General features: G+C 72.7%; 24 protein-coding genes and 1 tRNA gene. 11 read left to right on the top strand and 14 right to left on the bottom strand.

All coding sequences use genetic code 11. From position 1 onward, the window contains the following. Nucleotides 1–104: 104 nt before the first annotated feature. On the bottom strand, nt 105–1,400 hold the full coding sequence (locus L1857_RS34475) for an MFS transporter (protein ID WP_094005693.1): 1,296 nt from the start codon (nt 1,398–1,400) through the stop codon (nt 105–107). A gap of 120 nt (nt 1,401–1,520) precedes the next feature. Continuing rightward, nucleotides 1,521–2,627 carry a PucR family transcriptional regulator gene (locus L1857_RS34470; RefSeq protein WP_116110890.1) on the bottom strand — a complete coding sequence of 369 codons (1,107 nt, stop codon included), beginning with the start codon at nt 2,625–2,627 and terminating at the stop codon, nt 1,521–1,523. A 108-nt stretch (nt 2,628–2,735) separates the two neighbouring features. Between L1857_RS34470 and L1857_RS34465 the strand changes: the two genes are divergently transcribed. Continuing rightward, nucleotides 2,736–3,512, top strand: coding sequence for an SDR family NAD(P)-dependent oxidoreductase (locus L1857_RS34465; RefSeq protein WP_094005695.1), 777 nt, complete (start codon nt 2,736–2,738; stop codon nt 3,510–3,512). Nucleotide 3,513: 1 nt separating this feature from the next. Here the strand turns inward: L1857_RS34465 and L1857_RS34460 are convergent, their stop codons facing one another. From L1857_RS34460 to selD, 3 genes are read right to left on the bottom strand one after another with little or no spacing between them, the layout of a single operon-like run. After that, on the bottom strand, nt 3,514–3,918 hold the full coding sequence (locus L1857_RS34460) for a CoA-binding protein (protein WP_116110889.1): 405 nt from the start codon (nt 3,916–3,918) through the stop codon (nt 3,514–3,516). A 28-nt stretch (nt 3,919–3,946) separates the two neighbouring features. Continuing rightward, complete coding sequence (locus L1857_RS34455) at nt 3,947–6,094, bottom strand: KAP family NTPase (RefSeq protein WP_249467300.1); 2,148 nt, start codon at nt 6,092–6,094, stop codon at nt 3,947–3,949. A 15-nt stretch (nt 6,095–6,109) separates the two neighbouring features. Next, on the bottom strand, nt 6,110–7,102 hold the full coding sequence (selD, locus tag L1857_RS34450) for a selenide, water dikinase SelD (protein WP_116110887.1): 993 nt from the start codon (nt 7,100–7,102) through the stop codon (nt 6,110–6,112). Between the two features lie 66 nt (nt 7,103–7,168). On the opposite strand from selD, the gene L1857_RS34445 reads away from it, so the two are divergent. The 4 genes from L1857_RS34445 to L1857_RS34430 all read left to right on the top strand — a co-directional run bounded on the left by L1857_RS34445 (nt 7,169) and on the right by L1857_RS34430 (nt 10,799). Beyond that, nucleotides 7,169–7,263: transfer RNA gene (locus L1857_RS34445), tRNA-Sec, on the top strand. 18 nt (nt 7,264–7,281) lie between these two features. Then, entirely contained in the window at nt 7,282–8,562 is a 1,281-nt protein-coding gene (gene selA, locus L1857_RS34440) for an L-seryl-tRNA(Sec) selenium transferase (protein WP_094005699.1), read from the top strand. Continuing rightward, nucleotides 8,550–10,247 carry a SelB domain-containing protein gene (locus L1857_RS34435; RefSeq protein ID WP_249467297.1) on the top strand — a complete coding sequence of 566 codons (1,698 nt, stop codon included), beginning with the start codon at nt 8,550–8,552 and terminating at the stop codon, nt 10,245–10,247. The genes selA and L1857_RS34435 overlap by 13 nt, the downstream gene beginning before the upstream one ends. A 72-nt stretch (nt 10,248–10,319) precedes the next feature. Then, nucleotides 10,320–10,799, top strand: a complete 480-nt coding sequence (locus L1857_RS34430) for a hypothetical protein (RefSeq protein WP_094005701.1) — start codon at nt 10,320–10,322, stop codon at nt 10,797–10,799. Here the strand turns inward: L1857_RS34430 and L1857_RS34425 are convergent. The 4 genes from L1857_RS34425 to ilvD all read right to left on the bottom strand — a co-directional run bounded on the left by L1857_RS34425 (nt 10,796) and on the right by ilvD (nt 14,257). Then, on the bottom strand, nt 10,796–11,680 hold the full coding sequence (locus L1857_RS34425; protein WP_116110885.1) for a TIGR03564 family F420-dependent LLM class oxidoreductase: 885 nt from the start codon (nt 11,678–11,680) through the stop codon (nt 10,796–10,798). The genes L1857_RS34430 and L1857_RS34425 overlap by 4 nt on opposite strands. After that, nucleotides 11,677–12,330: a TetR/AcrR family transcriptional regulator gene (locus L1857_RS34420; RefSeq protein ID WP_116110884.1), complete on the bottom strand. Its 654-nt coding sequence runs from the start codon at nt 12,328–12,330 to the stop codon at nt 11,677–11,679. The genes L1857_RS34425 and L1857_RS34420 overlap by 4 nt, the downstream gene beginning before the upstream one ends. Nucleotides 12,331–12,370: 40 nt before the next feature. Beyond that, nucleotides 12,371–12,505, bottom strand: a complete 135-nt coding sequence (locus L1857_RS35530) for a hypothetical protein (protein ID WP_283258029.1) — start codon at nt 12,503–12,505, stop codon at nt 12,371–12,373. 84 nt (nt 12,506–12,589) lie between these two features. Beyond that, nucleotides 12,590–14,257 (bottom strand): dihydroxy-acid dehydratase, encoded by a 1,668-nt coding sequence (ilvD, locus tag L1857_RS34415; protein ID WP_094005779.1) that lies wholly within the window; start codon nt 14,255–14,257, stop codon nt 12,590–12,592. Nucleotides 14,258–14,333: 76 nt separating this feature from the next. Between ilvD and boxC the strand changes: the two genes are divergently transcribed. The 4 genes from boxC to L1857_RS34395 are packed head-to-tail and all read left to right on the top strand — an operon-like array spanning nt 14,334 to nt 19,808. Further along, on the top strand, nt 14,334–15,950 hold the full coding sequence (boxC, locus tag L1857_RS34410) for a 2,3-epoxybenzoyl-CoA dihydrolase (protein ID WP_116110883.1): 1,617 nt from the start codon (nt 14,334–14,336) through the stop codon (nt 15,948–15,950). 1 nt (nt 15,951) lies between these two features. After that, entirely contained in the window at nt 15,952–17,370 is a 1,419-nt protein-coding gene (boxB, locus tag L1857_RS34405; protein WP_116110882.1) for a benzoyl-CoA 2,3-epoxidase subunit BoxB, read from the top strand. A gap of 21 nt (nt 17,371–17,391) precedes the next feature. Then, on the top strand, nt 17,392–18,954 hold the full coding sequence (locus tag L1857_RS34400; protein ID WP_116110881.1) for a benzoate-CoA ligase family protein: 1,563 nt from the start codon (nt 17,392–17,394) through the stop codon (nt 18,952–18,954). After that, a complete protein-coding gene (locus tag L1857_RS34395) occupies nt 18,951–19,808 on the top strand; it encodes an amidohydrolase family protein (protein ID WP_116110880.1) in 858 nt (285 codons plus the stop codon). Before L1857_RS34400 ends, L1857_RS34395 begins: the two co-directional genes overlap by 4 nt. 170 nt (nt 19,809–19,978) lie before the next feature. On the opposite strand, the gene L1857_RS34390 is transcribed toward L1857_RS34395, so the two are convergent. Both L1857_RS34390 and L1857_RS34385 read right to left on the bottom strand, forming a co-directional pair. Next, nucleotides 19,979–20,362, bottom strand: coding sequence for a VOC family protein (locus tag L1857_RS34390; RefSeq protein WP_116110879.1), 384 nt, complete (start codon nt 20,360–20,362; stop codon nt 19,979–19,981). A 62-nt stretch (nt 20,363–20,424) separates the two neighbouring features. Then, entirely contained in the window at nt 20,425–20,877 is a 453-nt protein-coding gene (locus L1857_RS34385) for a MarR family winged helix-turn-helix transcriptional regulator (RefSeq protein WP_116110878.1), read from the bottom strand. Between the two features lie 95 nt (nt 20,878–20,972). On the opposite strand from L1857_RS34385, the gene L1857_RS34380 reads away from it, so the two are divergent. Both L1857_RS34380 and L1857_RS34375 read left to right on the top strand, forming a co-directional pair. After that, a complete protein-coding gene (locus L1857_RS34380) occupies nt 20,973–21,926 on the top strand; it encodes a ring-cleaving dioxygenase (RefSeq protein WP_249467294.1) in 954 nt (317 codons plus the stop codon). A 98-nt stretch (nt 21,927–22,024) separates the two neighbouring features. Next, the gene (locus L1857_RS34375) at nt 22,025–22,426 is read left to right on the top strand and encodes a DUF4259 domain-containing protein (protein WP_116110876.1); all 402 of its coding nucleotides are present in this window, start codon (nt 22,025–22,027) and stop codon (nt 22,424–22,426) included. A gap of 387 nt (nt 22,427–22,813) precedes the next feature. Here L1857_RS34375 and L1857_RS34370 read toward each other — a convergent pair whose 3' ends face one another. From L1857_RS34370 to L1857_RS34360, 3 genes are read right to left on the bottom strand one after another with little or no spacing between them, the layout of a single operon-like run. After that, nucleotides 22,814–23,533, bottom strand: coding sequence for an SDR family oxidoreductase (locus L1857_RS34370; RefSeq protein ID WP_240323205.1), 720 nt, complete (start codon nt 23,531–23,533; stop codon nt 22,814–22,816). A gap of 5 nt (nt 23,534–23,538) precedes the next feature. Then, nucleotides 23,539–24,690, bottom strand: a complete 1,152-nt coding sequence (locus L1857_RS34365) for an NADH:flavin oxidoreductase (protein WP_116110875.1) — start codon at nt 24,688–24,690, stop codon at nt 23,539–23,541. Continuing rightward, the gene (locus L1857_RS34360; protein WP_116110874.1) at nt 24,687–25,253 is read right to left on the bottom strand and encodes a helix-turn-helix domain-containing protein; all 567 of its coding nucleotides are present in this window, start codon (nt 25,251–25,253) and stop codon (nt 24,687–24,689) included. The genes L1857_RS34365 and L1857_RS34360 overlap by 4 nt, the downstream gene beginning before the upstream one ends. Nucleotides 25,254–25,262: the final 9 nt, after the last annotated feature.

Raw genomic sequence — 25,262 nt, 5'->3', positions numbered from 1 at the left:
GTGCACCCCTTCGAGTGATGTCAGACATGTGGCGCACTTTGTCCGTTCCGCGTGTGGCGGCGCCGACCGTCAGGCAACACCCGGGCGAACAACGCGCGTCGATCTCACTCGAGTTCGGTGCCCCGGGTCTCGCGCAGGAACCAGACGCACACCGCGCAGATCACCGCGATCAGCGCGACGTACCCGGAAACCGGCAGGGACGAACCCGTCGAGGCGATGAGCTGCGTGGCCAGGATCGGGCTCACCCCGCCGCCGATCACGCCGCTGGCGTTGTACGCGATCGACGCGCCGGTGTAGCGGTAGCGGGTCGCGAACAGCTCCGGCAGGAACGCGCCCATCGGCGCGAACAACGCGGCGAACGCGATCATCCCGACGGCCATCGCGAGCGCGATCAGCACCGGCTCGCCCGTGTTGATCAACGCGAACATCGGGAACGCCCACACCACCGCGAGCACCGCGGCGCCCAGGCACACCCGGCGCCGGCCGACCCGGTCCGACCACGTGGCGAGCAGCGGGGTCGCCAGGCCCATCACCAGCGCGCTGATCATCGCGCAGATCAGCAGCATGTTCTTGTCCAGCTCCAGCACCGTCGTGCCGTAGGACAGCGAGAACGTGGTGATCGTGTAGAAGAGCGTGTGCGCCAGGATGAACGCGCACGTGCTCAGGAACAACGTCTTCGGCTGCCGCTGCACGACCTCGACGATCGGCACCTTCGCCTTGTCGTGCTCGGCCATCGCGCGCTCGAAGACCGGCGTCTCCGCGATCTTCATCCGGATGTAGTAGCCGATGACGATCAGCAGCGAGCTGGCCAGGAACGGGATCCGCCAGCCCCAGTCGTCGAACGACTCCTGCGACATCGTCTGGCCCAGCACCAGGAACGCGCCGCCGGCGATGATGAACCCGATCGCCGGGCCCATCTGCGGGAAGCTCGACCACAGCCCGCGGCGGTTGCGCGGCGCGTACTCGGTGGCCAGCAGCACCGCGCCACCCCATTCGCCGCCGAGGCCGAAGCCCTGCAGGAACCGGCACAGCACGAGCAGGATCGGCGCGCCGATGCCGATCGCGCCGTAGGTCGGCAGCACCCCGATGGCGACCGTGCCGGTGCCCATGACCAGCAGCGACGCGACGAGCATCGCCTTGCGCCCGACCCGGTCGCCGAAGTGCCCGAACACCACCGCGCCGACCGGTCGCGCGATGAACCCGACGCCGAAGGTCGCGAACGCCGCCAGCGTGCCGGCGAGCGCGGAGAACGTCGGGAAGAACTGGTGCCCGAACACCAGCGCCGCGGCCGTGCCGTAGAGGTAGAAGTCGTAGAACTCGATGGCCGTGCCGATGAAGCTGGCGACAGCGATGCGCGAGGCCGACACCGGGGCGGCGGACGTCTGCGCGGCGGTACTCATCGGCTGCTCCTTCGGGGCCTGGTGATCCGGGTCGGAGTATCGGTGCCACCCCGCCCGCTGACGACCTACGGTGGTCGGGTTTTGCCGGCCGTCTTTCCTCATCCTGTCGAAACGGCCAGGTCAGTCCCGCACCAGGGGGAGCAGTCGCAGGCCGAGGTGCAGGGTGAGGCGGTGCTCCCCGTCGCCGAGGTCGAGCCCGGTGATCTCCTCGATCCGGTGCAGCCGGTAGTACAGCGACGTGCGGTGGATGTGCAGCGCGGCGGCGGTGTCCAGGCTCGACCCGGCGTGGTCGAGGTAGGCGGCGAGGGTTTCCACCAGCCGGCCGCTGGTGTCCTGCGCGAGCAGGTCGAGCAGCGGTTCCGGCAGCTGGGCGCGGGCCGGGGCGGGGATCTGCAGGAGTGTCGCGTAGGCGCCGAGGTCCTCCCAGCGCGCGATGCCGCCGAACCGGGGCAGCGTCGCGGCGGCCCGGACGGCGGTGGCGGCGCGGTCCCGGGCTGTCCAGGGCCTGCTGCCGCTGCCGATGCCGGCCACGCAGCGGGCGGAGCCGCCGAGCACGTCCTGAACCTGCCGGACGATCATCTCCGGATCGCCGCCGCCCAGCAGCACGCCCTGGTGACCGGAGACGTAGAAGGACGGTTCGCGCCCACGGGTGGCGGCCTCCAGCGCGGTGCGCAGGGCGACCTCGGTCCAGGCGCTCTCCCCGTCGATGACCTCGGCGATCAGCACCGTCGCGGAGTCGTGCGCGAGGCCGGCACGGTCGGCCGGCTCGCCGCTGAGCAGCTTGCGGAGGTTGTCCTCGCGGGCCGCGCGTTCGGAGTCGGCGACGAGGAAGTCCCGGTACAGCAGGGCGGCCATGGGTTCGGCGGCGGCCTTGATCGCCGCCAGGTCGGCGGCGGTGAGCGAGCCGTCCGGGTCGATGACCATCAGCAGGCCGAGCAGGGTGCCGCGCCAGCGCAGCGGCATGCTGACGCGGGCGAGCATGTCCAGGTCGGGGCGTGGCGGGATGACGCCGGGGCCGGTCCAGCGGGTCACCCCCTGCGCGAGGATGTGACCGATCGCCTCGCTGCCCGCGCTGCGCTGCAGCATCGCCCGCACCCGCACGGCGTCCTCGTCGCCGAAGTGCCTGCTCGCGCAGAGCAGCCGGACCGACGGATCGTTGATCGCCACCGACCGGCCGAGGGCTTCGGCGAGCGCGTCGACCTTCCGCTGCAGTTCGCTCTCGACCATGGATACATGATCCACCAGCCCGTTTCTCTGGTTTTCGGAACGGCCGCCGGGCGATCTTCGACGCCCGGCGGTTCCCGGTGGGCCGGTGGCGTGCCGATACTGCGGCGCATGGGGAGACTGGACGGCAAGGTGGCGCTCGTCTTCGGCGCGGGCTCCAGCGGCGACGGGATGAGCAACGGCAAGGCGGCGGCGCTCGCGTTCGCGCGGGAGGGGGCGCGGGTCGCGGCGATCGACATCCGCGCCACGGAGGCGGAGCGCACGGCCGCGGACATCGCGGCGGCTGGCGGTTCGGCCGTGGCGCTGACCGCGGACGTCACGGACGAAGCGCAGGTCGCCGCTGCCGTCGAGGCCGCCTCGGTGCTGGGGCCGCCGTCGGTGCTGCACAACAACGTCGGCGCCACCCGGGTGGGGGACGTGGTGGACCTGTCCCTGCCGGAGTGGGACGCCGCGCTGGCGGTGAACCTCCGGCCGGTGTTCCTGACCTGCAAGTACGTGGTGCCGCGGATGCTCGCGGCCGGCGGCGGCGCGATCGTGAACGTCTCGTCGATCGCCTCGATCCGGGACACCGGTTACGTCTACCCGGCCTACAGCGCGGCGAAGGCGGCGGTGAACCAGCTGACGGTGTCGCTGGCGCTGCACTACGCCGCGAGCGGGATCCGGGTGAACGCGATCCTGCCCGGCCTGATCGAGACGCCCCTGGTGACGCGTGGCATCGCGGCCGACCCCGCTGAGCTGGCGCGGCGGCACGCGGCCAGCCCGACGGGACGGATGGGCAGCCCGTGGCACGTGGCCGCCGCGGCGGTGTTCCTCGCCTCGGACGAGGCGGCCTACGTCAACGGGGTGTGCCTGCCGGTGGACGGCGGGCTGACCGCGCGGTGCGCGTGAGTCACTTCCGGATGCGGCCGAGGGCGCGGACCACCGCGATGCACCGGTCCTCGACGTAGTTCAGCCCGCCGGCCTCGGCGATGCGCCGGGCCTCCGCCGACACGATGCCCTGCTGCAGCCACAGCGTCTTCGCCCCGATGGCGACCGCCTGCTCCGCCACGCCGGGTGCCTCGCGCGACGGCCGGAACACGTCGACGAGGTCCACCGGTTCCGGGATGTCGGCCAGGGTCCGGTAGACCTTCTCGCCCAGGAGCTCGTCCGCCGAGGGGTGGACCGGGATCACCCGGAATCCGGCGGCCTGCATCGCGGCCGGGACCGAGTGCGCGGCCTTCGCCGGGTCGCGGCTCAGCCCCACCACGGCGATGGTCTTCGCGGCTTTCAGGACTTCTTCGGCTAGGTCGGCCATACCTCGTGAAACCCCCGGCGAGCAGGCGCTATTCCACCGCGAGCCCGCGGGCGGCGCGGACCGAGGCGAGCAGGTCCATCGACACCCGCGGGTCGAACGCCATCTGCTGCCGGGCCAGCGCGAGCAGCTGCGGCTCGCCGCCGGGCACGCCGTACAGCCGGTCACGGGTGAGGTCGTCGGTGAACACCTCCAGGATCGTCGCGCTGAACAGCAGGTACGCGGCGGCCTGCGCGCGCAGCGCCGCCAGACCCTCGCCCGAGGTGATCCTCGCCGCCAGCGCACGCAGTTCGCCGGGCCCGCGCACGGCCGGGATGCGCACCAGGTCCGCGATCAGGCTCGACCGCTCGGGCGAGGGCTCGACGGTGCGCGCGGCTCCGGTGAACGCGTGTGCCTTGCGGTCCAGCTCGCGCCGGACCAGCAGCTCGACGACGGCGCTCAACGGCTGTCCGGCGGGGAGGTCGAGCAGTTCGACGACGGTGCGCCGCAGGTCGCGGGGCAGGCCGCCGGACAGGCAGTGGCACAGGCAGACGAACTGCTCCGGCAACCCGGGCACGCGGCGGCTGATCCAGGCGCGCGTGTCGTCCGGCGTGAAGTTGTCCAGCCGGACCATCTCGGAGAACGCACTGTCGAACGCGTCCCGCGCCGGGATGCCGCGGCGCTCGAACGAGACGATCGCGTCGTCGGACACCGACACCAGGAACAGGCAGCCGGGCACGTCGAAGACGCCCTTGATGTCGTTGATCAGCTCCTGGGCCTTCTCCGGCTCGGCGATCTTGTCCAGCTCGTCGATCGCGATCACCAGCCGGTCGGTCACGTGCGCGGCCCGCAGCACGCCGGCCGCGTACTCGGCGAAGGCGCGGAACTCGTCGACCACCTCCGGGTAGCTGAGCTGCTGCTCGGCGCTCTGCGTGGAGCGGGTCCAGCCGGCCTCGCCCTTGAGCGGCAGGGTGAGCTTGCCGGACCAGCCGGTGGTGTAGGTCTGCAGGAACCGGATGCGGCGCAGCTGCTGCCCGGCGACCGCCCGCAGCTCGCGCAGGCGCGGGTCGGCCCGCCGCGCCGGACGCAGCCCGCGCGCCGTCCGCCACACCGACGCGGCGAGGTCCACCACGACCACGAGCGCGACCAGCGCGGCGAGCACCAGGACGGCGATCCGCCAGCCGGTCAGGCCGGTGAACAGCGGGGGCGGATCGGTGACGAACCGCAGCGGTGGCCGGCCCCACGCCCACGCCCCGAGCAGCACCGGCACCGCGATGGCCACGAGGTGGGCGAGCAGGGAGCGGACCAGCTGCGCGGCCCGCTCCCGCCGCCGGACCGGGGCCACCAGGCGCGCGAAGGTCGCCCAGCGTCGCGGCCGGCCGGTGCCGTGGGTGCGGGTGATGACCTCCTTGCACAGCAGGGCGTGCAGGTACAGGACGAAGTCGCGGGCGTCGTAGCGGGCGGGCGCGGAGGCGATCACCGCGAGCGGCGGCCGGTCCGGATCACCGAGCACCCCGTCGGCGACGAACCGGATCGCGGTGGTCTTGCCCACGCCGCGGTGCCCGGCGAGCGCGATCGCCCCGGTCGCCGACCGCGCGACGGCGGTGCGCAACCGCTCCCCGGCGCCCGTGATCACCGGGGTCGCGGTGGGGGATTCGGCGTGCAGACCGTCGACCGCGCGGTAGGTGAACTCGGTGCTGTCCGGCGGAGTCCGCTTCTCCTCGACGAACCGGACCAGGGCCGGCCACACGATCCGCTCGACCGCGTACACGCGCCAGAGGTCCTCCACCGGCAGTGTGCCGACGCGGCGGAACAGCCGCCGCAGCGGCGCGATCCAGCGGTACCCGATGCGGCAGGCGATCGCCAGCACGGCGAGGTAAGCGGCGACCCCGAACACGGCGAACCCCCACGGCAGGTTCGGCCACGCGCGGACCAGCAGCAGGTGGTAGCCGAACACCACGGCGAAGGCGGCGGCGAGCCGGAGGTCGGCCGGCCGGTGCCCGGGCAGGCGCGACGCGATCACGCCTTCGAAGGCAGGGTCGCGCAGGAAGGTGGCGCGTTCGGTGTCCAGCCGTTCCCGCAGCTCCGGGTCCCCGGCCAGCGCCTCGTGCGCCTCCCGCACCGGGATCCGCTCGGCGGCGAGCAGCTCGCGCGCGTCGTCGGTCACCAGGACGTTCGCGATCAGCCCGTCGTCCCCCACGGCGATCAGACTAGATCAGCGCACCACCACGACGTGCTCCCCGCGGGGGACGAACTCGCCGATCACCGGGGCGCCCGGGATCTCGCCGGCCAGCAGGAGGCCGCCCGAGGTCTGGGCGTCGGCCAGCAGCAGGGCCTCCTCCTCGCGCACCGCGGACAGGTCGGTGTGCGGCCGGACCCAGTCGAGGTTGCGCCGCGTGCCGCCGCTGACGTAACCCGCCGCCAGCGCCGCCCGTGCTCCCTCCACATAGGACACCACGGCGGCGTCCACGACGGCGGTCACCCCGCTGGCGCGCGCCATCTTGTACAGGTGCCCGAGCAGGCCGAAGCCGGTCACGTCGGTCGCGGCCGGGATACCGGCGTCGAGCGCGGCCCGGGCGGCCGGGGCGTTGAGGGTGGTCATCACGTCGATGGCCGCGGGGAAACGCTCGCCGGTCACCTTGTGCCGGGAGTTCAGCACACCGATGCCCAGCGGCTTGGTCAGCGACAACGCCATCCCCGGCCGGGCGGAATCGTTGCGCAGCAGGCGGTCCGGGTCGCCGACGCCGGTCACCGCGAGCCCGTACTTCGGCTCCGGGTCGTCGACGCTGTGCCCGCCGGCGAGGTGGCAGCCGGCGTCGGCGCAGATGTCCGCCCCGCCACGCAGCGCCTCGGCCGCCAGCTCGAACGGCAGCACCTCCCGCGGCCAGCCCAGCAGGTTGACCGCCACGACCGGGCGGCCGCCCATCGCGTAGACGTCGGACAGCGCGTTGGCCGCCGCGATGCGCCCCCAGTCGTAGGCGTCGTCGACCACCGGGGTGAAGAAGTCGGTGGTGGCGATCAGCGCGAGCCCATCGGAGATCCGCACCGCGGCGGCGTCGTCCCCGTCGTCCAGGCCGACCACCAGTTCGCCCACCGGATCGGACGGCCGCCTGCCGACCAGCCCGCGCACCACGTCCTCCAGCTCCCCGGGCGGGATCTTGCACGCGCACCCGCCGCCGTGCGCGTACTGCGTGAGTCGATGGCCCATGCCCTCATCGTGCCGCCTTCGCGCTGCGGCGGCCGCGCGAAGTTGCGATCATGGGGTATCCCGCAGGGAGGCGTATCCGGTCTGGTGGCCGGCGCGGTCTTCAAAACCGTTGAGCGGCAGGCGCTGTCGCTGGCGGGTTCGATTCCCGTCCGCCTCCGCCACCCAGGGAGGAGCGAGGAGTGGCGGACCCCCGTCGCCGCGTGCCGCGAACCGACGTGCTGCTCGCGCACCCGCGCCTGGCCGAGGCGGAGCGCGTGCTCGGCCGCGCCCTGGTCAAGGCCGCGGTGGTGGCGGCGCAGGACCGGGCCCGCGCCGGGGAGATCGAGCCGGAACAGGTCGCCGAGCAGGCCATCGCGGCGCTGCCGGTGGCAGCGACCACGCTGCGGCCGGTGGTCAACGCGACCGGCGTCGTCGTGCACACCAACCTGGGCCGGGCGCCGTTGTCGCGGGCCGCGCTGGACGCGGTGGTCACGGCCGGGCGGAGCACCGACGTCGAGTTCGACCTCGCGACCGGCCGCCGCGCGCGCCGTGGCCGCGGTGCGCTGGCCGCGCTCGCCGACGCGGTGCCGGCCGCGGGCGGGGTGCACGTGGTGAACAACAACGCCGCCGCCCTGCTCCTGGCCGCGCTCGCGCTCGCGCCCGGCAGGGAGATCGTGATCAGCCGCGGCGAGCTGGTCGAGATCGGCGACGGGTTCCGCATCCCCGAACTGCTGGCGTCCACCGGCGCGCGGCTGCGCGAGGTCGGCACGACGAACCGGACGAGCCTGCGCGACTACGCGGCCGCGCTCGGCCCGGACACCGGGTTCGTGCTCAAGGTGCACCCGTCGAACTTCCGGGTCACCGGCTTCACCGCGGAGGCGTCGGTGCGTGAGCTCGCCACGCTGGAGGCGCCGCTGGTCGTCGACATCGGGTCCGGGCTGCTGGCGCCGCACCCGGTCCTGCCGGACGAACCGGACGCGACCACCGCCCTGCGCGACGGCGCCGATCTGGTGACCGCGAGCGGGGACAAGCTCCTCGGCGGCCCGCAGGCCGGGTTGCTGCTGGGCTCGGCCGGCCTGGTGGAGCGGTTGCGCCGCCATCCCGCCGCCCGGGCGCTGCGGGTCGACAAGCTGACCCTCGCCGCGCTGGAGGCGACCCTGCGCGGGCCGGAACCGCCGGTCGCGCGGGCACTGGTCGCCGATGTCGCGGAGCTGCGCCGCCGGGCGGAAGCGCTGGCCGCGCGGATTCCCGGCGCGAGCGTGGTGTCCTGCCGGGCGGCGGTCGGTGGTGGCGGGGCGCCCGGGGTGGAGCTGCCGTCGGTCGCGGTGAGCCTGCCCGAGTCGTGCGCGGAGCCGCTGCGGACCGGGACGCCGTCGGTGGTGGGCCGCGTCGAGCACGGCCGGTGCCTGCTGGACCTGCGCACGGTCGGCCCGGACGAGGACGAACTGCTGCTCGCGGCGGTGCGCGCGTGTACGTCGTAGCGACCGCGGGGCACGTCGACCACGGCAAGTCGACGCTGGTCGAGCGGCTCACCGGCACCTGGCCCGACCGGCTGGCGGAGGAGCAGCGGCGGGGGCTGACGATCGAGCTGGGGTTCGCGTGGACGGAGATCGACGGGCGGCGGCTGGCGTTCGTCGACGTGCCCGGGCACGAGCGGTTCGTGCCGAACATGCTCGCCGGGGTCGGACCGGTGCCGGCCGTGGTGTTCGTGGTCGCCGCGAACGAGGGGTGGATGCCGCAGTCGGCCGAGCACCTGGCGGCGCTGGCGGCGCTCGGCGTCCGGCACGCCCTGCTGGTCGTGACGAAGGCCGACCTCGCCGACCCGGGGCCGGCGGCGGAGGAAGCGCTTTCCCACCTGGCGGTGCTGGGCCGGGTCGACGCGGTGTCGATCGGGCGCGGCGGCGACCTCGCGCCGGTGCGGCGGGCGCTGTGCACGCTGGTCGACCGGCTGCCCGCGCCGGATCCGGCGGCGGACGTGCGGCTGTGGGTGGACCGGGCGTTCACTGTCCGCGGCGCCGGGACGGTGGTGACCGGGACGCTCGCGGGCGGCACCCTGCGCGCCGGGGACGAGCTGGAGCTGGGCGGCGAGCGGGTGAGCGTGCGTGGCCTGCAGTCGCTCGGGGAGACGGAGACCGAGGTGACCGCGGTGGCGCGGGTCGCGGTGAACCTGCGTGGCGTGGACCGGGACCGGGTGCGGCGCGGGGACGCGTTGCTGACGCCCGGCGCGTGGGTGCACACGTCGGAGGTGGACGTGGCGGTGCGCGCGCAGGGGGAGTTGCACCGGGAGCTGGTGCTGCACCTGGGCGCGGCGGCGGTACCGGTGCACGTCCGTCCACTCGGGACGGACGCGGCGCGGTTGCGGCTGCGCGTGGCGTTGCCGCTGCGGATCGGGGACACCGGGCTGCTGCGGGACCCGGGCGAGCACCGGATCGCGGCCGGGATCACGGTGCTGGACGTGCGGCCGCCGCCGCTGGGGCGTCGCGGGGCCGCGCGGGAGCGGGCGGCGGAGCTGGCGTCCGGGCGGGTGCCGCCACCGCCGATCGCGCGTGCGAGCGAGCTGCGCGCGATGGGCTTTCCGTTGGCCGGCAAGCGGATCGGCGAGTGGGTCGTGGACTACGACGCGCTCACCCGGGCGCGCGAGAAGGCCCTGTCGCGGTTCGACGAGTGGTCATCTCATCATCAGGTGGCGGCCGGGATGCCGGTGGAGGCGCTGCGGCAGGCGGTGGGCCTGCCCGCGGCCGAGCTGGTGCCGGCCGCGCTGGACGGCACGGGGCTGGAGATCACCGAAGGGACCGTGCGGCGCCCGGGTGCGGGGCTGCCGGCGCGGGTGCTGTCGGCACTGGGGCGGCTGGACCAGCGGTTCCGGGCACATCCGTTCCGCGCTCCCGAGGCCGACGAGCTCGCGGAACTGGGATTGGGCCAGCGCGAGCTGGCGGCGGCGGTGCGGGCGGGACGGCTGGTCCGGATCGGGGAGGGTGTGTTCCTCGGTCCGGACGCGCCGGCCCGCGCGGCGGAGGCGCTGGTGACGCTGCCGCAGCCGTTCACGGTCAGCGAGGCCCGGCGCGCCCTGGACACGACCCGCCGGGCGGCGGTGCCGTTGCTGGAGCTGCTCGACGCCCGCGGGATCACGGTCCAGGGCGCGGATTCCCGCCGCCACCTGCGCTGAGCTGGAGCGACACGCGGGTTTCGCTCGGAAGCGTGACGGGTACTCGACTCACGGTGAGGAGAGGAGCTCGTCATGGACACGAACGCCTATGTGGCCTTCCTGGTGATAGGCGCGCTGATCGTCTTGGTCGACGGCCAGTTCGTCTACCACAGCGGGAAGCGGTACCTGGCGAACGGGCAGGGCGAATCGGAATCGGGGGCGTCCATGGCCCGGCTGGTCGCGGTGTTGTTCCACATCGCGACGCTGGGTGTGCTCGCGCTCATCTCGACGATCGACTTCCCCGGCGGCACCACGCCGACGGCGATCGTGGGACGCGTCGGCGTGTTCCTGCTGGTACTGGCGCTGGCCCACGGCATCACGATCGCCGTGCTGTCGCGTCAGCGCGAGGAACAGGTCGTCGAGCAGATCAACACGCGGATGAACACCCCGCGCCCCGCGGACCATTCGCTGAACGACCCGGTCGTCTCCCCGGTGCCTGGTCAGGAGGGCCGCGACCCGCGCGTCAGCCCCAGCATCGAGAGCGGCACCCCGTACACGACCGACCGGTACTAGCGGTTCAGGCTCCGCAGCAGTTCCAGCGTGCGGGCCTGCTCCGCCGGTGACCCGGCGAGCGCGGCGGCGAATTCGGTGGCTCCGGCGTCCAGGTGGCGCCGGAGCTGCCGTTCGACCGCATCCTCGTCCCCGGCGACGACCGTCTCCGCGACCTCCCGCACCCCCTCCCGATCGAGGACCGCGCGGTACGCGGGCATCGTCGCGGCCATGCCGTACTCCCGCGTGATCCGCGCGCGGACCGCGGCCGGATCGTCGGTCACCGCCACGATCACGCCGGTGACCACCCGTGGTTCCGCCCGTCCCGCCGCGGCTTTCCGGATCTTCGGGACGATGTGGTCGCCGAGCGTCCGCGGTCCGGCCCAGGTGGTGATCGTCCCGTCCGCCAGCTCACCCGCGATGCGCAACGTCAGGTCGCCGAGCGCGGACACCAGCAGGGCGGGCGGCTGCGCGCCGGTGACCTCCACCTGTGCCCGCGCGGCCAGCGTTTCGCCTTGGTAGGCAACGGATTCCCCGCGCAGCAGCGGGCCCAGGGCGGTCAGGTACTCGCGCAGGTGCCGCGCCGGCTTGTCGTAGGAGAGGCCGTACTGGTCCTCGATCATCACCGGGTGGCTGAGCCCGACGCCGAGGCTGAGCCGGTTGCCGGTGACCGACTGGGTGCTCAGCGCCCGCGTGGCCAGCGTGATCGGGTGCTGCGGCCAGGTCGGCACGATCGCGGTGCCCAGTTCGATCCCGGGCACCTCTCGCCCGGCCACGGCGAGCGCGGTCAGCGGGTCCCAGCTGAACCGCTGGCCCAGCCACAGGGCGGGCAGCCCGGAGCGCGCCGCCGCGACGATGTCGTCGATGGTCTTGCTCGCGGTGTCGACCATCAGGCCGATCCTCATGGTTTTCCCCCTTCGTAGGCGGCGCGGTGCTGGTTCCCGATCTCGGTGAACAGGTCGGCGACCCGGGGCGCCAGCTCGGCCAGCACCGCCGGGTCCGGTTCGGCCGCCGGTTCGAAGGCGCCGCGCACGGTCGCGGCGAGCAGATCCGCGGCGCCCGGGTGCGGCGGGGACAGGAAGAAGCCTTCGAGCGTGGCGTGCCAGGCGTAGCGCAGGTCGTCGAACGGCAGGTCGGTGCGCACCAGGTCGTGCTCGGCGAGCAGCCACAGGTAATCGGCGAAAGCCTCGTCGTGCCGCGACTCCGCCCGGTCGCGAGCCAGCTTGCCGAGCACGGCGGGATCGGCGCGCACGTGGGCGCGCAGCAGGGGACGGCCGGCGACCGACTCGAAGTTCACGCGGGTCAGCTCGTGCAGCAGAACCGTGCGCGGGTCCGCGCGGATCGCGGCCACCAGCTCGTCGGCGGCCGCGGCCAGCTCGCGCCGGAACACCGCGCGGAACAGGTCCTGCCGCGACTTCCAGTGCAGGTAGACGGTGCCCTTGCCGATACCGGCCCGCTCGGCCACGTCGTCGACGGTCACCTTCTGGTAGCCCCAGCGCAGCAGCAGGCCGGCGGCCACGTCGAGGATGCGTTCCGCCCGCTCCCGCCGATCCATGCGGGTGATCTTATGACTGATTTTGAATTTCAGTCAACGGTCAGCAGTGTCCCGTCGTCGGAGTGGTCTCGTCCGGCGTGCCGGGCCAGGGTGGGGCGGTGGCCGCGACGACCTCCAGGCCGTGCGGGCCCGCGCGGAACTGGAAGGTCGTGCCGAGCGGGATCGTCAGGCACACGCCCGGCGTCAGCTCGGTGAGCGGCGTTCCGCAGGTGCGAGGTCTGGAAGGGCTGCACGGCATCCGGCAGTTCGTCGGCTGCCGCTAGGAACAGATCGCGCCCTGGGCCGCGGACCCGACCAGCCGCGCGTACTTCGCCAGCACGCCCGTCCGGCGCGGCAGCTCCGGCGGTTCCCAGCCGGCGCGCCGCGCCTCCAGTTCCTCGGCGGAAATCCCCACGTCGAGCGTCCGCGTCTCCATGTCCAGCACGATCGGGTCGCCGTCGCGGACGAAGGCGATCGGGCCGCCGTGCGCGGCTTCCGGGGCGACGTGCCCGATGCACAACCCGGTGGTCCCGCCGGAGAACCGCCCGTCGGTGAGCAGCAGGACGTCCTTGCCCAGCCCGGCGCCCTTGATCGCGCCCGTCACGGCCAGCATCTCGCGCATCCCGGGCCCGCCGCGCGGCCCCTCGTACCGGATCACCACCACGTCGCCGGGCTGCAGCGTCGGCAGCGCGTCCATCGCCGCCTGCTCCCCGTCGAACACGCGCGCCGTGCCCTCGAACCGCGACGAGTCGAACCCGGCGCTCTTCACCACCGCACCTTCCGGCGCGAGGCTGCCGTGCAGGATCGTCAGCCCGCCGGTCGGGTGGATCGGGTTCGACAGCTTCCGCACCACCTCGCCGTCCAGCTCCGGCGGCGCCAGCTCGGCCAGGTTCTCCGCCAGCGTCTTGCCCGTCACCGTCAGGCAGTCGCCGTGCAGCAGACCCGCGTCGAGCAGGGCCTTCATCACCACCGGCACCCCGCCGACCCGGTCCACCGCGGTCATCACGTGCCGCCCGAACGGCTTGACGTCGGCCAGGTGTGGCACCCGGTCACCGATCCGGGTGAAATCGTCCAGCGTCAGCTCGACCTGCGCCTCGTGCGCGATCGCCAGCAGGTGCAGCACCGCGTTGGTCGACCCGCCCAGCGCCATCACGACGGCGATCGCGTTCTCGAACGCCTCGCGCGTCAGCACGTCCCGCGCGGTGATCCCGGCGGCGAGCATCCCGACCACGGCCTCGCCGCTCTCCCGCGCGAACCGGTCCCGCCGCCGGTCCACCGACGGCGGGCTGGCCGACCCGGGCAGCGACATGCCCAGCGCCTCCGCCGCGCAGGCCATCGTGTTGGCCGTGTACATGCCGCCACACGCGCCCTCGCCAGGGCAGATCGCGCGTTCGATCTTGTCGACCTCCGCGCGCGAGATCAGCCCGCGGGCACACGCGCCGACGGCCTCGAACGCGTCGATGATCGTCACCTCGCGTCCGTCGACGTTGCCCGGCAGGATCGACCCGGCGTAGAGGAACACCGCGGCGACGTCCAGACGGGCGGCGGCCATCAGCATCCCGGGCAGGCTCTTGTCGCAGCCGGCCAGCAGCACCGCGCCGTCCAGCCGCTCGGCCTCCATCACCGTCTCCACCGAGTCGGCGATGATCTCCCGGGACACCAGCGAGAAGTGCATGCCCTCGTGGCCCATCGAGATGCCGTCGGAGACGGAGATCGTGCCGAACTCCATCGGGAAGCCGCCGCCGGCGTGCACCCCCTGTTTGCTCGCCTGCGCCAGCCGTTGCAGGGACAGGTTGCACGGTGTTATCTCGTTCCATGACGAGGCGATGCCGATCTGCGGTTTGGCGAAGTCCTCGTCGCCCATTCCGACCGCACGCAGCATGCCCCGCGCCGCCGCGCGTTCCAGCCCATCCGTCACGTCCCGCGACCGGGGTTTGAGGTCAGCCATGGTGAGCACGATAGGCCGGAGATCCATTATCTACACAACGTTGACGACCGAGAGCAAGTTGTAGAGAATCGAAGTCATGACGACGGTGTCATTCGATCGGCGACCGGACTCCTACCGGCACTGGCGGCTCCGCATCGAGCCGCCGCTGGCCTGGCTGGAGATGGACGTCGACGAGAACGGCGGCCTGGTTCCCGGCTACGAGCTCAAGCTCAACTCCTACGACCTGGGCGTCGACATCGAGCTGTACGACGCCGTCCAGCGGCTGCGCTTCGAGCACCCCGAGGTGCGCGCGGTCATCCTCACCAGCGCCAAGGACAAGGTGTTCTGCGCCGGCGCGAACATCCGGATGCTGGCCGGCTCCTCGCACGAGTGGAAGGTGAACTTCTGCAAGTTCACCAACGAGACCCGCAACGGCATCGAGGACGCCACCGAGAACTCCGGTCAGATCTACCTCGCCGCGGTCAACGGCAGCTGCGCCGGCGGCGGCTACGAAATCGCCCTGGCCTGCGAGAAGATCCTGCTGGTCGACGACAACTCCTCGACCGTCGCGCTGCCCGAGGTGCCGTTGCTCGGCGTGCTGCCCGGCACCGGCGGCCTCACCCGGGTCACCGACAAGCGCCGCGTCCGCAAGGACCGCGCCGACGTGTTCGCCACCCGCCCGGACGGCGTGAAGGGCCGCACCGCGGTCGACTGGCGCCTGGTCGACGAGCTGGTCCCGCGCCAGGAGTTCCGCGCGATCGTCGAGCAGCGGGCCCGCGAACTCGCCGCGCGGAGCACCCGGCCGCAGGACGCGCAGGGCATCGTGCTCGAACCGCTCGAGCGCACCGAAGACGACGACCGCATCACCTACCCGAACACCACCGCCGAGCTGGACCGGGCCGCCGGCGTCGTCACCATCACCGTCCACGGGCCACACGAGGACGGCTGGCTGCTCGCGATGACCCGCGAGCTGGACGACCTCATCCTGCGCCTGCGCACCAACGAACCCGAGCTGGGCACCTGGGTCTTCCGCACCGAGGGCGACCCGGACGCCGTGCTCGCCGCCGAACGCGAGGTGCTCACCGGTTCCGACTGGCTGTCCAACGAAATCCTGCACTACTACAAGCGCACGCTGAAACGGCTCGACGTCACCAGCCGCAGCCTCATCGCCCTGATCGAACCGGGCAGCTGCTTCGCCGGGGTGCTGCTGGAACTGGCGCTGGCCTGCGACCGCCAGTACATGCTGGACGGCCCTCCGATCGACGACGAGGACAGCGAGGAGCGCGCGTGCCTCGTGCTGTCGGACGCGAACTTCGGCGCGTTCCCGATGGGCAACGGCCTGTCCCGCCTGGAATCCCGGTTCTACGGCGAGCACGACCACCTCGACTGGCTCAAACGCGAACGCGACCGGCGCCTGTCCGCGGGCGAGGCCGTCGAGCTGGGCCTGGTCACCGAGGCGCCGGACGACATCGACTGGGAGGACGAGATCCGGATCGTGCTGGAGGGGCGCGCAGCGCTGTCGCCGGACGCGCTCACCGGCATGGAGGCCAACCACCGGTTCGTCGGCCCGGAAACCATCGAGACCAAGATCTTCGGCCGCCTGACGGCCTGGCAGAACTGGATCTTCACGAGACCGAACGCCTCGGGCCCGGACGGCGCGCTGCGCCGCTACGGCACCGGCCAGAAGGCGACCTTCGACCGCAAGCGGGTGTGAGATGCCGACCAGGATCGACTACGACGCCAAGATCCCGAACAACGTGGAGCTGTCCGACAACCGGCGCCTGCAGCGGGCGCTGGAGGGCTGGCAGCCGAAGTTCATGCACTGGTGGGCCGAGATGGGCCCGGCGCTGGAGACGCAGGGCGTGTACCTGCGCACGGCGGTCAGCGTCGGCCGTGAGGGCTGGGCGCACTTCGACCACGTCGTGCCGCAGGACTACCGCTGGGGCATCTTCCTGTCCGAGCGCGACCCGGACCGCCGGATCGCGTTCGGCGAGCACCGCGGCGAGCCGGCGTGGCAGCAGGTGCCCGGCGAGTACCGCGCCGACCTGCAGCGGCTGATCGTCATCCAGGGCGACACCGAGCCGGCGTCGGTGGAGCAGCAGAAGCTGCTCGGCCTGACCGCGCCCAGCCTGTACGACCTGCGCAACCTCTTCCAGGTCAACGTGGAGGAGGGCCGTCACCTGTGGGCGATGGTCTACCTGCTGCACGCCTACTTCGGCAAGGAGGGCCGCGAGGAGGCCGAAGCGCTGCTCTACCGCAACTCGGGCAGCCCGGACACGCCGCGCATCCTCGGCGCGTTCAACGAGGAGACCGCGGACTGGCTCGCGTTCTACATGTTCACCTACTTCACCGACCGCGACGGCAAGTACCAGCTGGGCACGCTCAAGGAGTCCGCGTTCGACCCGCTGTCGCGGACCTGCGAGTTCATGCTCAAGGAGGAGGCGCACCACATGTTCGTCGGCACCACCGGTGTCGACCGGGTGGTCACGCGCAGCGCCGAGCTGATCCGCGAGCACGACACGATGGACATCGCCGCGCACGGCGGCATCCCGCTGGACATCATCCAGCGCTACCTGAACTTCCACTACACCGTCTCGCTCGACCTGTTCGGCAGCGAGACGTCGACGAACGCGGCCAACTACTACACCTCCGGCCTCAAGGGCCGCTGGATGGAGACCCGCCGCAAGGACGACCACCAGCTCACCGACGACGCGGCGCTGCTGGAGAAACCGCGCGACGACGGCACCTGGACCACCGAGGAGATGCAGAAGATCCTGCTGCTCAACCTCGACCTGCGCACCGAGTACATCGCCGACTGCGAATCCGGGGTCAAGCGGTGGAACAAGATCCTCGCCGATGCCGGCATCGACTTCCGGTTCCGCCTGCCGCACCCTGGTTTCAACCGGAAAGTCGGCATAAACTCCGGCCACCACATCACGCCGGACGGGACGATCGTGGACGAAGCGACCTGGGAGCGCAGCCGCAGGCACTGGCTGCCCACCGACGAGGACCTGGCGTTCGTCCGCTCGCTCATGCACCCGGTGTACGAGCGGGGCAAGATCGCGAGCTGGGTGGCGCCGCCGCGGCAGGGCATCAACGGGAAGCCGTTCGACTACGAGTACGTGTACCTGTGAATCCTGCGAAGGGCGGGCGCGATGGCCGAGTTCAACGCCGCGGACTACCTGGTCGACCGGCACGTCCGGGACGGTGACGGCGCCCGTACCGCGGTCGTCACGGTCTCCCGCACGCTCACCTACGCGGAACTGTCCGAAGCGGTGCACCGCGTCGCGGGCGGGTTGACCGGCATCGGTGTGCGGCCCGAGGAACGGGTCATGTTGTGCATGGTGGACGGCGTCGAGATGCTCACCGGCATCCTCGGCGCGATGTGCGCCGGGGCGGTGCCGGTGCCGGTGTCGACCATGGTGACCGGGCCCGAGCTGGGCCGGGTGCTCGCCGACTCGCGGGCCCGCGTGCTGTGCGTGTCCGGCGAGTTCGCCGCGGCCGCGAAGGAGGCGGTCGAGCTGGCGCCGGAGGTCACCGACGTCGTCCTGGACCGGGCGGACGCGGCCCAGTTCTCTTCGATGTCCACACACGACTGGTCGCGTCTGTCCACGGCGGACCCGCGGGAAACCTACGCCACCTGGGAGGATTCGCCCGCGCTGTGGCTGTACACCTCCGGCACGACCGGCCGTCCCAAGGGCGCGATGCACCGGCACGCGAGCATCCGCGCGGTGTGCGAGACCTACGGACGGCAGGTGCTCGGCATCCGGCCGGACGACCGGTGCTTCTCGGTCGCCAAGCTGTTCTTCGCCTACGGCATCGGCAATTCCGCGTTCTTCCCGCTGTCGGTGGGCGCGAGCACGGTGTTCGAACCGGGCCGCCCGACGCCGCAGCTGGTGGCCGACCGGGTGCGCGCCGAGCGGCCGACGTTGTTCTTCGGCGTGCCGACGTTCTACTCCGCCCTGCTGTCCGCCGACCTGCCGCGCGACACGTTCTCCTCGGTGCGCCAGGCGGTTTCCGCCGGTGAGCCGCTGCCCGCGGTGCTGTTCGAGCGGTTCCGGGAGCGGTTCGGGGTGGAGATCCTGGACGGCATCGGGTCCACCGAGGCGCTGCACATCTTCCTGTCCAACCGGCCGGGCGCGGTGGTGCCGGGCACGACGGGCGTCGCGGTGCCCGGGTACGACCTGGAGATCCGCGATCCGCTGGGCACGGTGATCGAGACCACCGGGCAGCCCGGCGAGCTGTACGTGCGCGGGCCGTCGACGGCGTTCGGGTACTGGAGCCGGTACGAGACGTCGAAGCAGGTGTTCCAGGGCGAGTGGCTGCGGACGGGCGACAGCTTCGTGCGCAACCCGGACGGCACGTACACGTGTCTCGGCCGGTTCAACGACATGCTGAAGGCGGGCGGGATCTGGGTGTCGCCGGCGGAGGTCGAGCAGCGGTTGCTGCAGCACCCGGACGTGGCCGAGGTGGCGGTGGTGGCGGCGCCGGACTCCGACGGCATCGAGAAGCCGGTGGCGTGCGTGGTGCCGGCCGCCGGGCGGACGGTCGACCCGGACGCGCTGATCGGCTTCTGCCGGGAGGGGCTGGCCGCGTTCAAACGGCCGCGCGCCGTGGTGGGGGTCGAGGAGCTGCCGAAGACCGCGACGGGCAAGATCCGCCGGAACGTGATCCGCGAGCTGGTGCGGGATTCGCTGCGGCCGGGAGCGCTCACGTGATCGACGGGTATGCGGTGGTCGACGCGCACGTCCACGCGCCGCGGCTGGGCACGTTGAAGCCGGCGTGGCTGGAGTGGGCGGAGCGGTTCTCCGGGCCGCACGACTGGCGGTCGGCGTACGACGCGGAGGGGAACGTCGTGCCTTCGCGGCTGGATGCGTTGTTCGAGTCCGAGGGCGTCGACCGCGCGTTGTTGTTCTGCGAGTACAGCCCGCGCGCGACCGGGATCCAGCCGATCGAGGACAACCTGCCGCTGGTCGCGGAGAACCCGACGCGGTTCCGGCTGGTGGCGAACGTGAACCCGTACCTGCACCACCCGGTGGCGGCCGAGGTGGAGCGGCAGCTGGACCTGGGTGCGGTGGCGTTGAAGATCCACCCCGTGCACGGCGCGTTCTCGCCGGGGGACAAGGAGATGTACGCCGCGTACCACGTCTGTGCGGAGCGCGGGGTGCCGGTGATCATCCACTCCGGCACGAGCAGCTTCCCCGGCGCCCGCGCGAGCTTCGGCAACCCGGAGTTGATGGCGGACGTCGTCGAGGACTTCCCGTCGGTGCAGTTCGTGTTCGCCCACGGCGGCCGCGGGTGGTGGTACGACGTGGCCGCGTTCCTGGCCCTGGCGCGGGACAACGTGTGGCTGGACCTGTCCGGGCTGCCGCCGCGGAAGCTGCCGGAGTACTACGCGCGGTTCGACTTCGTGCGGCTGGCCGGCCGGTTCGTGTTCGGCACGGACTGGCCAGGCGTCCCGGGCGTCGCGCGGAACGTCCGGGCGCTGATGGAGCTGGACCTGCCGGACCCCGTGCTGCGCGACGTGCTGTCCGGCAACGCAGCGAAGATCTACCCGGGCTTGGGGATCTGACGCAGCCGCGAGTCCCACGCTCCCGCGCGCGAGTCCCACGCTCCGGCTCGCGAGTCCCGCGCTCCCGCGCGCGAGTCCCGCGCTCCCGCGCGCGAGTCCCACACCCGATGCGGTTCCGGGCAGGTCGGACTCTCAGCGCCGAAGGTGGGACTCGCGGGCGCCGGGGTCGGCTAGCGCATCACCTCGTGGAGGCAGAGCCAGTTGCCTTCGGAGTCGGAGAACCACGCGGCTTTCTCGTTGCCCAGCGTGGCGATGTGGCCTTCGGTGCGGAGGTCACCGGAGTCGTAGTCGGCGAAGCGCACGCCGCGGGCCTCCAGGTCGTGCACCTCGGCGGAGATGTCGTCGACCTCGAAGCTGAGCACCGTGTTCTCGCTCGGTGCGGTGTCCGGCAGCGGGCGCAGGCCGATCACGTGCCCGGAGCCGGCTTCGAAGTAGCAGGTGCCGTCCGGGCCGGTTCCGGTCTGGTGCAGGCCGAGCTGGTCGCCGTAGAAGTGCCGGGCGCGGTCGGTGTCCTGCGCGGGGAGCATGTGCGTGATGGTGGACGTGGTGAGCATGGCCGCCTCCTTCACGAGAGCACCCATGGTGCGCCGCGGATCCGGTCGAGGCAACGGGGGTTTCAGCTGGTGCCGTTCACCTCGCGGAGCGTGCGCATCGCGTCGGCCAGGGCTTCCGACGCCTCCGGGCCCAGCGGCTCCAGCACCCGGCGCCGCAGGATCTCCGCGCACGCCTGGCGCGCCTTCTCCGCCACCTCGCGGCCGTGCTCGGTCAGGCACGCGAACGTCACGCGCCGGTCGTCCGGGCTCGGCTTGCGGGTGATCAGCCCGGCGGCGACCAGCCGGTCCGCCACCTTGGTGAACCCGCCGCTGGACAGCGCCGCCTCGGTGGCCAGGCGCGTCATCGGCATGCGGTGACCGGGCGTGCGCACCAGCCGCAGCAGGATGTCGAACGGCGCCGGCGCCAGTCCGAACCGCTCGGCGATCTCGCCCATGAGTCGATCCTGCGTGGCGAGGTACCCCTCGATCACGAAGCCCCACCAGGTCACGATCTCGTCATCGCCGGGAGTGGTCACGCCATGACTATACCGCCCAGAACTCTTCCTGGAATATATCTTGCTGGCGAGAGGTTCTCCGGGTTACCTTGAGGCCCCGGCGAAGGAGCAGACGGATGTCCATCAAGACGAGCGGCTTGCACCACGTGACCGCGATCGGCGGCGACCCCCAGCGCAACGCCGACTTCTACCTGCGCACGCTCGGCCTGCGCCTGGTGAAGACCACGGTCAACTTCGACGACCCGGGCACCTACCACCTCTACTACGGCGACCAGTCCGGCAAGCCCGGCACGCTGATGACCTTCTTCCCGTGGCCCGGCGCCCCCAGCGGCCGCCTCGGCACCGGCCAGGCCACCACGACCGCGTTCTCCGTGCCGGCGAACTCGATCGGCTGGTGGAAGGACCACCTCGCGGAAGCCGGCCTCACCACCGGTCGCATCGCCAACCGGGCCGGCGAGGACGTCCTGACGTTCCGCGATCCGGACGGCCTCCAGCTCGCCCTGGTCGCGCACCCGCAGGGCGACCCACGTGACCCGTGGGACAACGGGCACGTCCCGGCCGAGCACGCGATCCGCGGCCTGCACTCGGTGACCCTGTCGGTCGCCGAGGAGGACGCGACCGCCGAGATGTTCGGCGACCTGGGTCTGACCTTCAGCAGCCAGGACAGCAACCGCCTGCGCTTCACGGCCGGCGCGGGCGGGCCGGGCGCGCTGGTCGACGTCCTGGTCACGCCGGACGTGCCGCGCGGGCTCGTCGCCGCGGGCACCGTCCACCACGTCGCGTGGCGCGCGCCGGACGAGGACAGCCAGGCCGCGTGGCGCGCGGAGCTGGCCGACCGGGGCGTGCACGTCACCTCGATCCTGGACCGGCAGTACTTCCGCTCGATCTACTTCCGCGAGCCGGGCGGCACGCTGCTGGAGATCGCGACCGACCAGCCCGGGTTCGCCATCGACGAGCCGCTGCTGGAGCTGGGCCGTGCGCTCAAGCTGCCGCCGTGGCTGGAACCGGACCGCGAGCAGATCGAGCGCGCGCTGCCGAAGCTGGACATCCCTGGCGAGAACAACCGTTGACGCTGGAGCCCGAGTTCACCGAGGGGTGCGCCGGTGGCGTAACGACCGGTTTTGTCGGTGCCTCCTGAGAAGATCACGGCAACTTCGAGGAGGCGCCAATGGGCACAGGGGGAATCGGGCACTTCGACAACGACGAGGCCGCCGACTTCGCGAACGAGCTGGACGATCTGCCGGCTGGTGAGCGGGTGGCGCTGATCCGCACGACGCTGGAGACCGCCGCGGACGATTCCGGGTATCTCGAGGCGCCGGAGGGGATGCTCGCCGTGGCGGCGGCCGCGCTCGTGGCGTCACAGGTCCCCGACGGCGATCCGGTGGACGACAGCTACGGGCCGGAGGAGCCGCTGCCCGCGCTGCCCGCCGAGCTGAGACCGCTCGCGGTGCGCGCGATCGACCGCGTCCTGGGCGAGAAGTCCGAACTGGACGAACTGTGGGAGGAGCCGGACCGGCCGTCCTGGCCGGCCGAAATCGACCGGCTGCGCACGGTACTGGCGGCCGGTTGAGCGGAAGGAGCCCGCGGGAAGTCATGCGGTGCGGCGCCAGCGGCCGGGTTGTGGGAAAGGCGCGACGGCGGGCGTGGGCTGTGGTGCTGGCGGCCGGTTGAGCGGAAGGAGCCCGCGGGAAGTCATGCGGTGCGGCGCCAGCGGCCGGGTTGTGGGAAAGGCGCGACGGCGGGCGTGGGCTGTGGTGCTGGCGGCCGGTTCCGCGATCCAAGCGCTCACGGGAAGTCTCGCCGGTGTGCCGTCCCGCGGTGCCGGCGGCCGGGGCGCGGAACGAGCCACGAAGAAGGTCTCGACCGCGTGCGGTGCCGCTCCCGTCCGCGGGAGCCGACGCGGGGGGTGAGTCCATCCGCACCTCTGCGCTGTCCGGCTCGCCCGGCGGCCGCGTGCCTAGAACTCCGTGGGCCGCAGCAACGCGTCCGAGCCGCCGTCGATCAGGAACTGGGCGCCGTGGATGTAGCCCGCCTCCGGGCCGAGCAGGTAGCGGATCAGCGACGCGATCTCCGCCGGCCGGCCCCGCCGCGCGATCGGGGCCTGGTAGCCGCGGATCGCGTCGCCGAAGCGGGAGTCCAGGCCCGCCTGCAGCAGTGGCGTGTCGACCGCGCCGGGGGCCACCGTGTTCAGCCGCACGCCCGCCGCGCCCCACGTGGCGACCCGTTGCCGCACCGCGACCGTCAACGCGTTCTTCGACCACGAGTAGGCCAGGTGCCCCGCGTACTCGCCGGCGTCGGCCAGCGCCGCGGCCTCCTCGCCGCGCGAGATCGGGTTGTCCGCCCACTTCACCATCGTCGACGCCGAAGACGACACCGCCACCGCCGCCCCGCGCAACACCGGGAACAACCCGTCCAGCACCTCGACCGCACCGCGGTAGTTCACCTCGACGATCTGCCGCGGATCCGGGACGTGCGGCCCCAGCCCCGCGCACACCACCAGCCCGTCCAGTTCCGGCGCCAGCCCGCGCACCCCGTCCACCGCCGCCCGGCGACCGTCCGCAGTGGACAGATCCGCGCACACCTCCGCGTCACGCAGGTCCACGCCGATCACCTCGTGCCCGTCCGCCCGCAGCGCCGCCACTACCGCGGCCCCGATCCCCGACGCGGACCCCGTCACGGCAATCACGTCAGCACACATCGCGTCCCCCGGTAGATCGTCGGCATGCAGCGGTTGCAGTGCACGCACAGCGAACGCGCCCCGGACCGCAACCGCCGCGGCAGGTCAGGCTCACGCAGCAACGCGCGCGCCATCGCCACGAACTGGAAACCCTCGGCCACCGCCCGCTCCATCGTCTCCAGCCGCGTGATCCCGCCGAGCAGGATCAACGGCAGCTCCAGCGCCGCGCGGAACTGGCGCGCCCGGTCCAGCAGGTAGGCCTCCTGGAACGGGTAACTCTTCAGGAACGCCCCGCCACCCGCGCGGATGCCCCATCGCACCGGCGCCGGGAACGCGGCCGCGAACTCCCGCACCGGCGCGTCCCCGGTGAACAGGTACATCGGGTTCAGCAGCGAACTCCCGGCGGTCAGCTCCAGCGCGTCGACCGTCCCCTCCGCCTCCAGCCACCGCGCGACCTGCACGCTCTCGTCCAGCCAGAACCCGCCGGGCACGCCGTCGTCCATGTTCAGCTTCGCCGTCACGGCGATGCGTGAGCCGACCGCGTCCCGCACCGCCCGCGCGACCTCCAGCGCCAGCCGCGCCCGGTTCGCCAGCGACCCGCCGTAGGAGTCCCGGCGCCGGTTCAGCCGCGGGCTCAGGAACGAGCTCACCAGGTAGTTGTGTCCGAAGTGGAGTTCCACGGCGTCGAACCCGGCCTCGGCCGCCAGCCGGGCCGCCGAAGCGTGTGCCCGCACCACCCGCGCGAGATCGTCCACAGTGGCCGCTCGCGTCATCCGCATCCCCAGCGGGTTCGGGAACCGGCCCGGAGCCAGCGCCGGCAGGCGGTTCGACGCCGCGTTCGCCACTGGACCCGCGTGCCCGATCTGCGCGCTCACCGCCGCCCCTTCGGCGTGCACCGCGTCGGTCAGCCGCCGCAGCCCGGGCAGCGCCTCCGGGCGCATCCAGATCTGGTGCCGGTCGGTGCGTCCCTCCGGCGACACCGCGCAGTACGCCACGGTCGTCATCCCCACCCCGCCGCGCGCCGGCCGCCGGTGGAACTCGATCAGCCGGTCCGTGACCAGCGCGTCCGGGGTCGCGCCCTCGAACGTCGCCGCCTTGATGATCCGGTTGCGCAGCCGCACCGGCCCCAGCCGCGCGGGCGCGAAGACGTCGGTCATGACCCCGCCAATCCCGCCGCGACGAACGCCCGCAGCGTCTCCACCGGCACCTCGCCGGGCATTCCGTCGGCGAAGAACTGCAGCACCAGCCCGAACGCGAGCAGCCAGCGCTGTGCCGCGCCCGCCTTCGACAGCTCCGGCCGCGCGTCCCGCAGCAGCTCGATCCACGGCCCCAGCCCGAACCACCGGGATGTCCACGCCGGTTCCCGCCGCCCCAGCACGAACCGCGCCAGCAGCCGCAACCGCAACCGCCCGACCGGATCCGCGGCCAGCTCGGCCAGCGGGGTCACGACCAGGTCCACCAGCTCGGGCACGGTCGGCGCCCAGCCGTCGCGCCGCCGCTCGGTGACTTCGTCCAGCCGCTGCTGCCACACCGGCGCGAGCCGGGCCTCCAGCAGCGCCGCGATCAGCGCGTCCTTCGACCCGAAGTGGTAGTGCACCGCCGCCGGGTTCATGCCGGCCGCGCTGTTGATCGCCCGCACGGACACCGCGTCGTAGCCGGATTCCAGCAGCAGCCGCTCGGCGACGGTCAGCAGTCGCTCGCGGGCGTCGGTGCTCGGCACCCGTCCAGC

The sequence above is a fragment of the Amycolatopsis thermalba genome (genome assembly GCF_023376025.1).
In the GTDB taxonomy this organism is placed as follows: domain Bacteria; phylum Actinomycetota; class Actinomycetes; order Mycobacteriales; family Pseudonocardiaceae; genus Amycolatopsis_E; species Amycolatopsis_E thermalba.
This window is presented reverse-complemented; position numbering and strand designations above follow the sequence as displayed.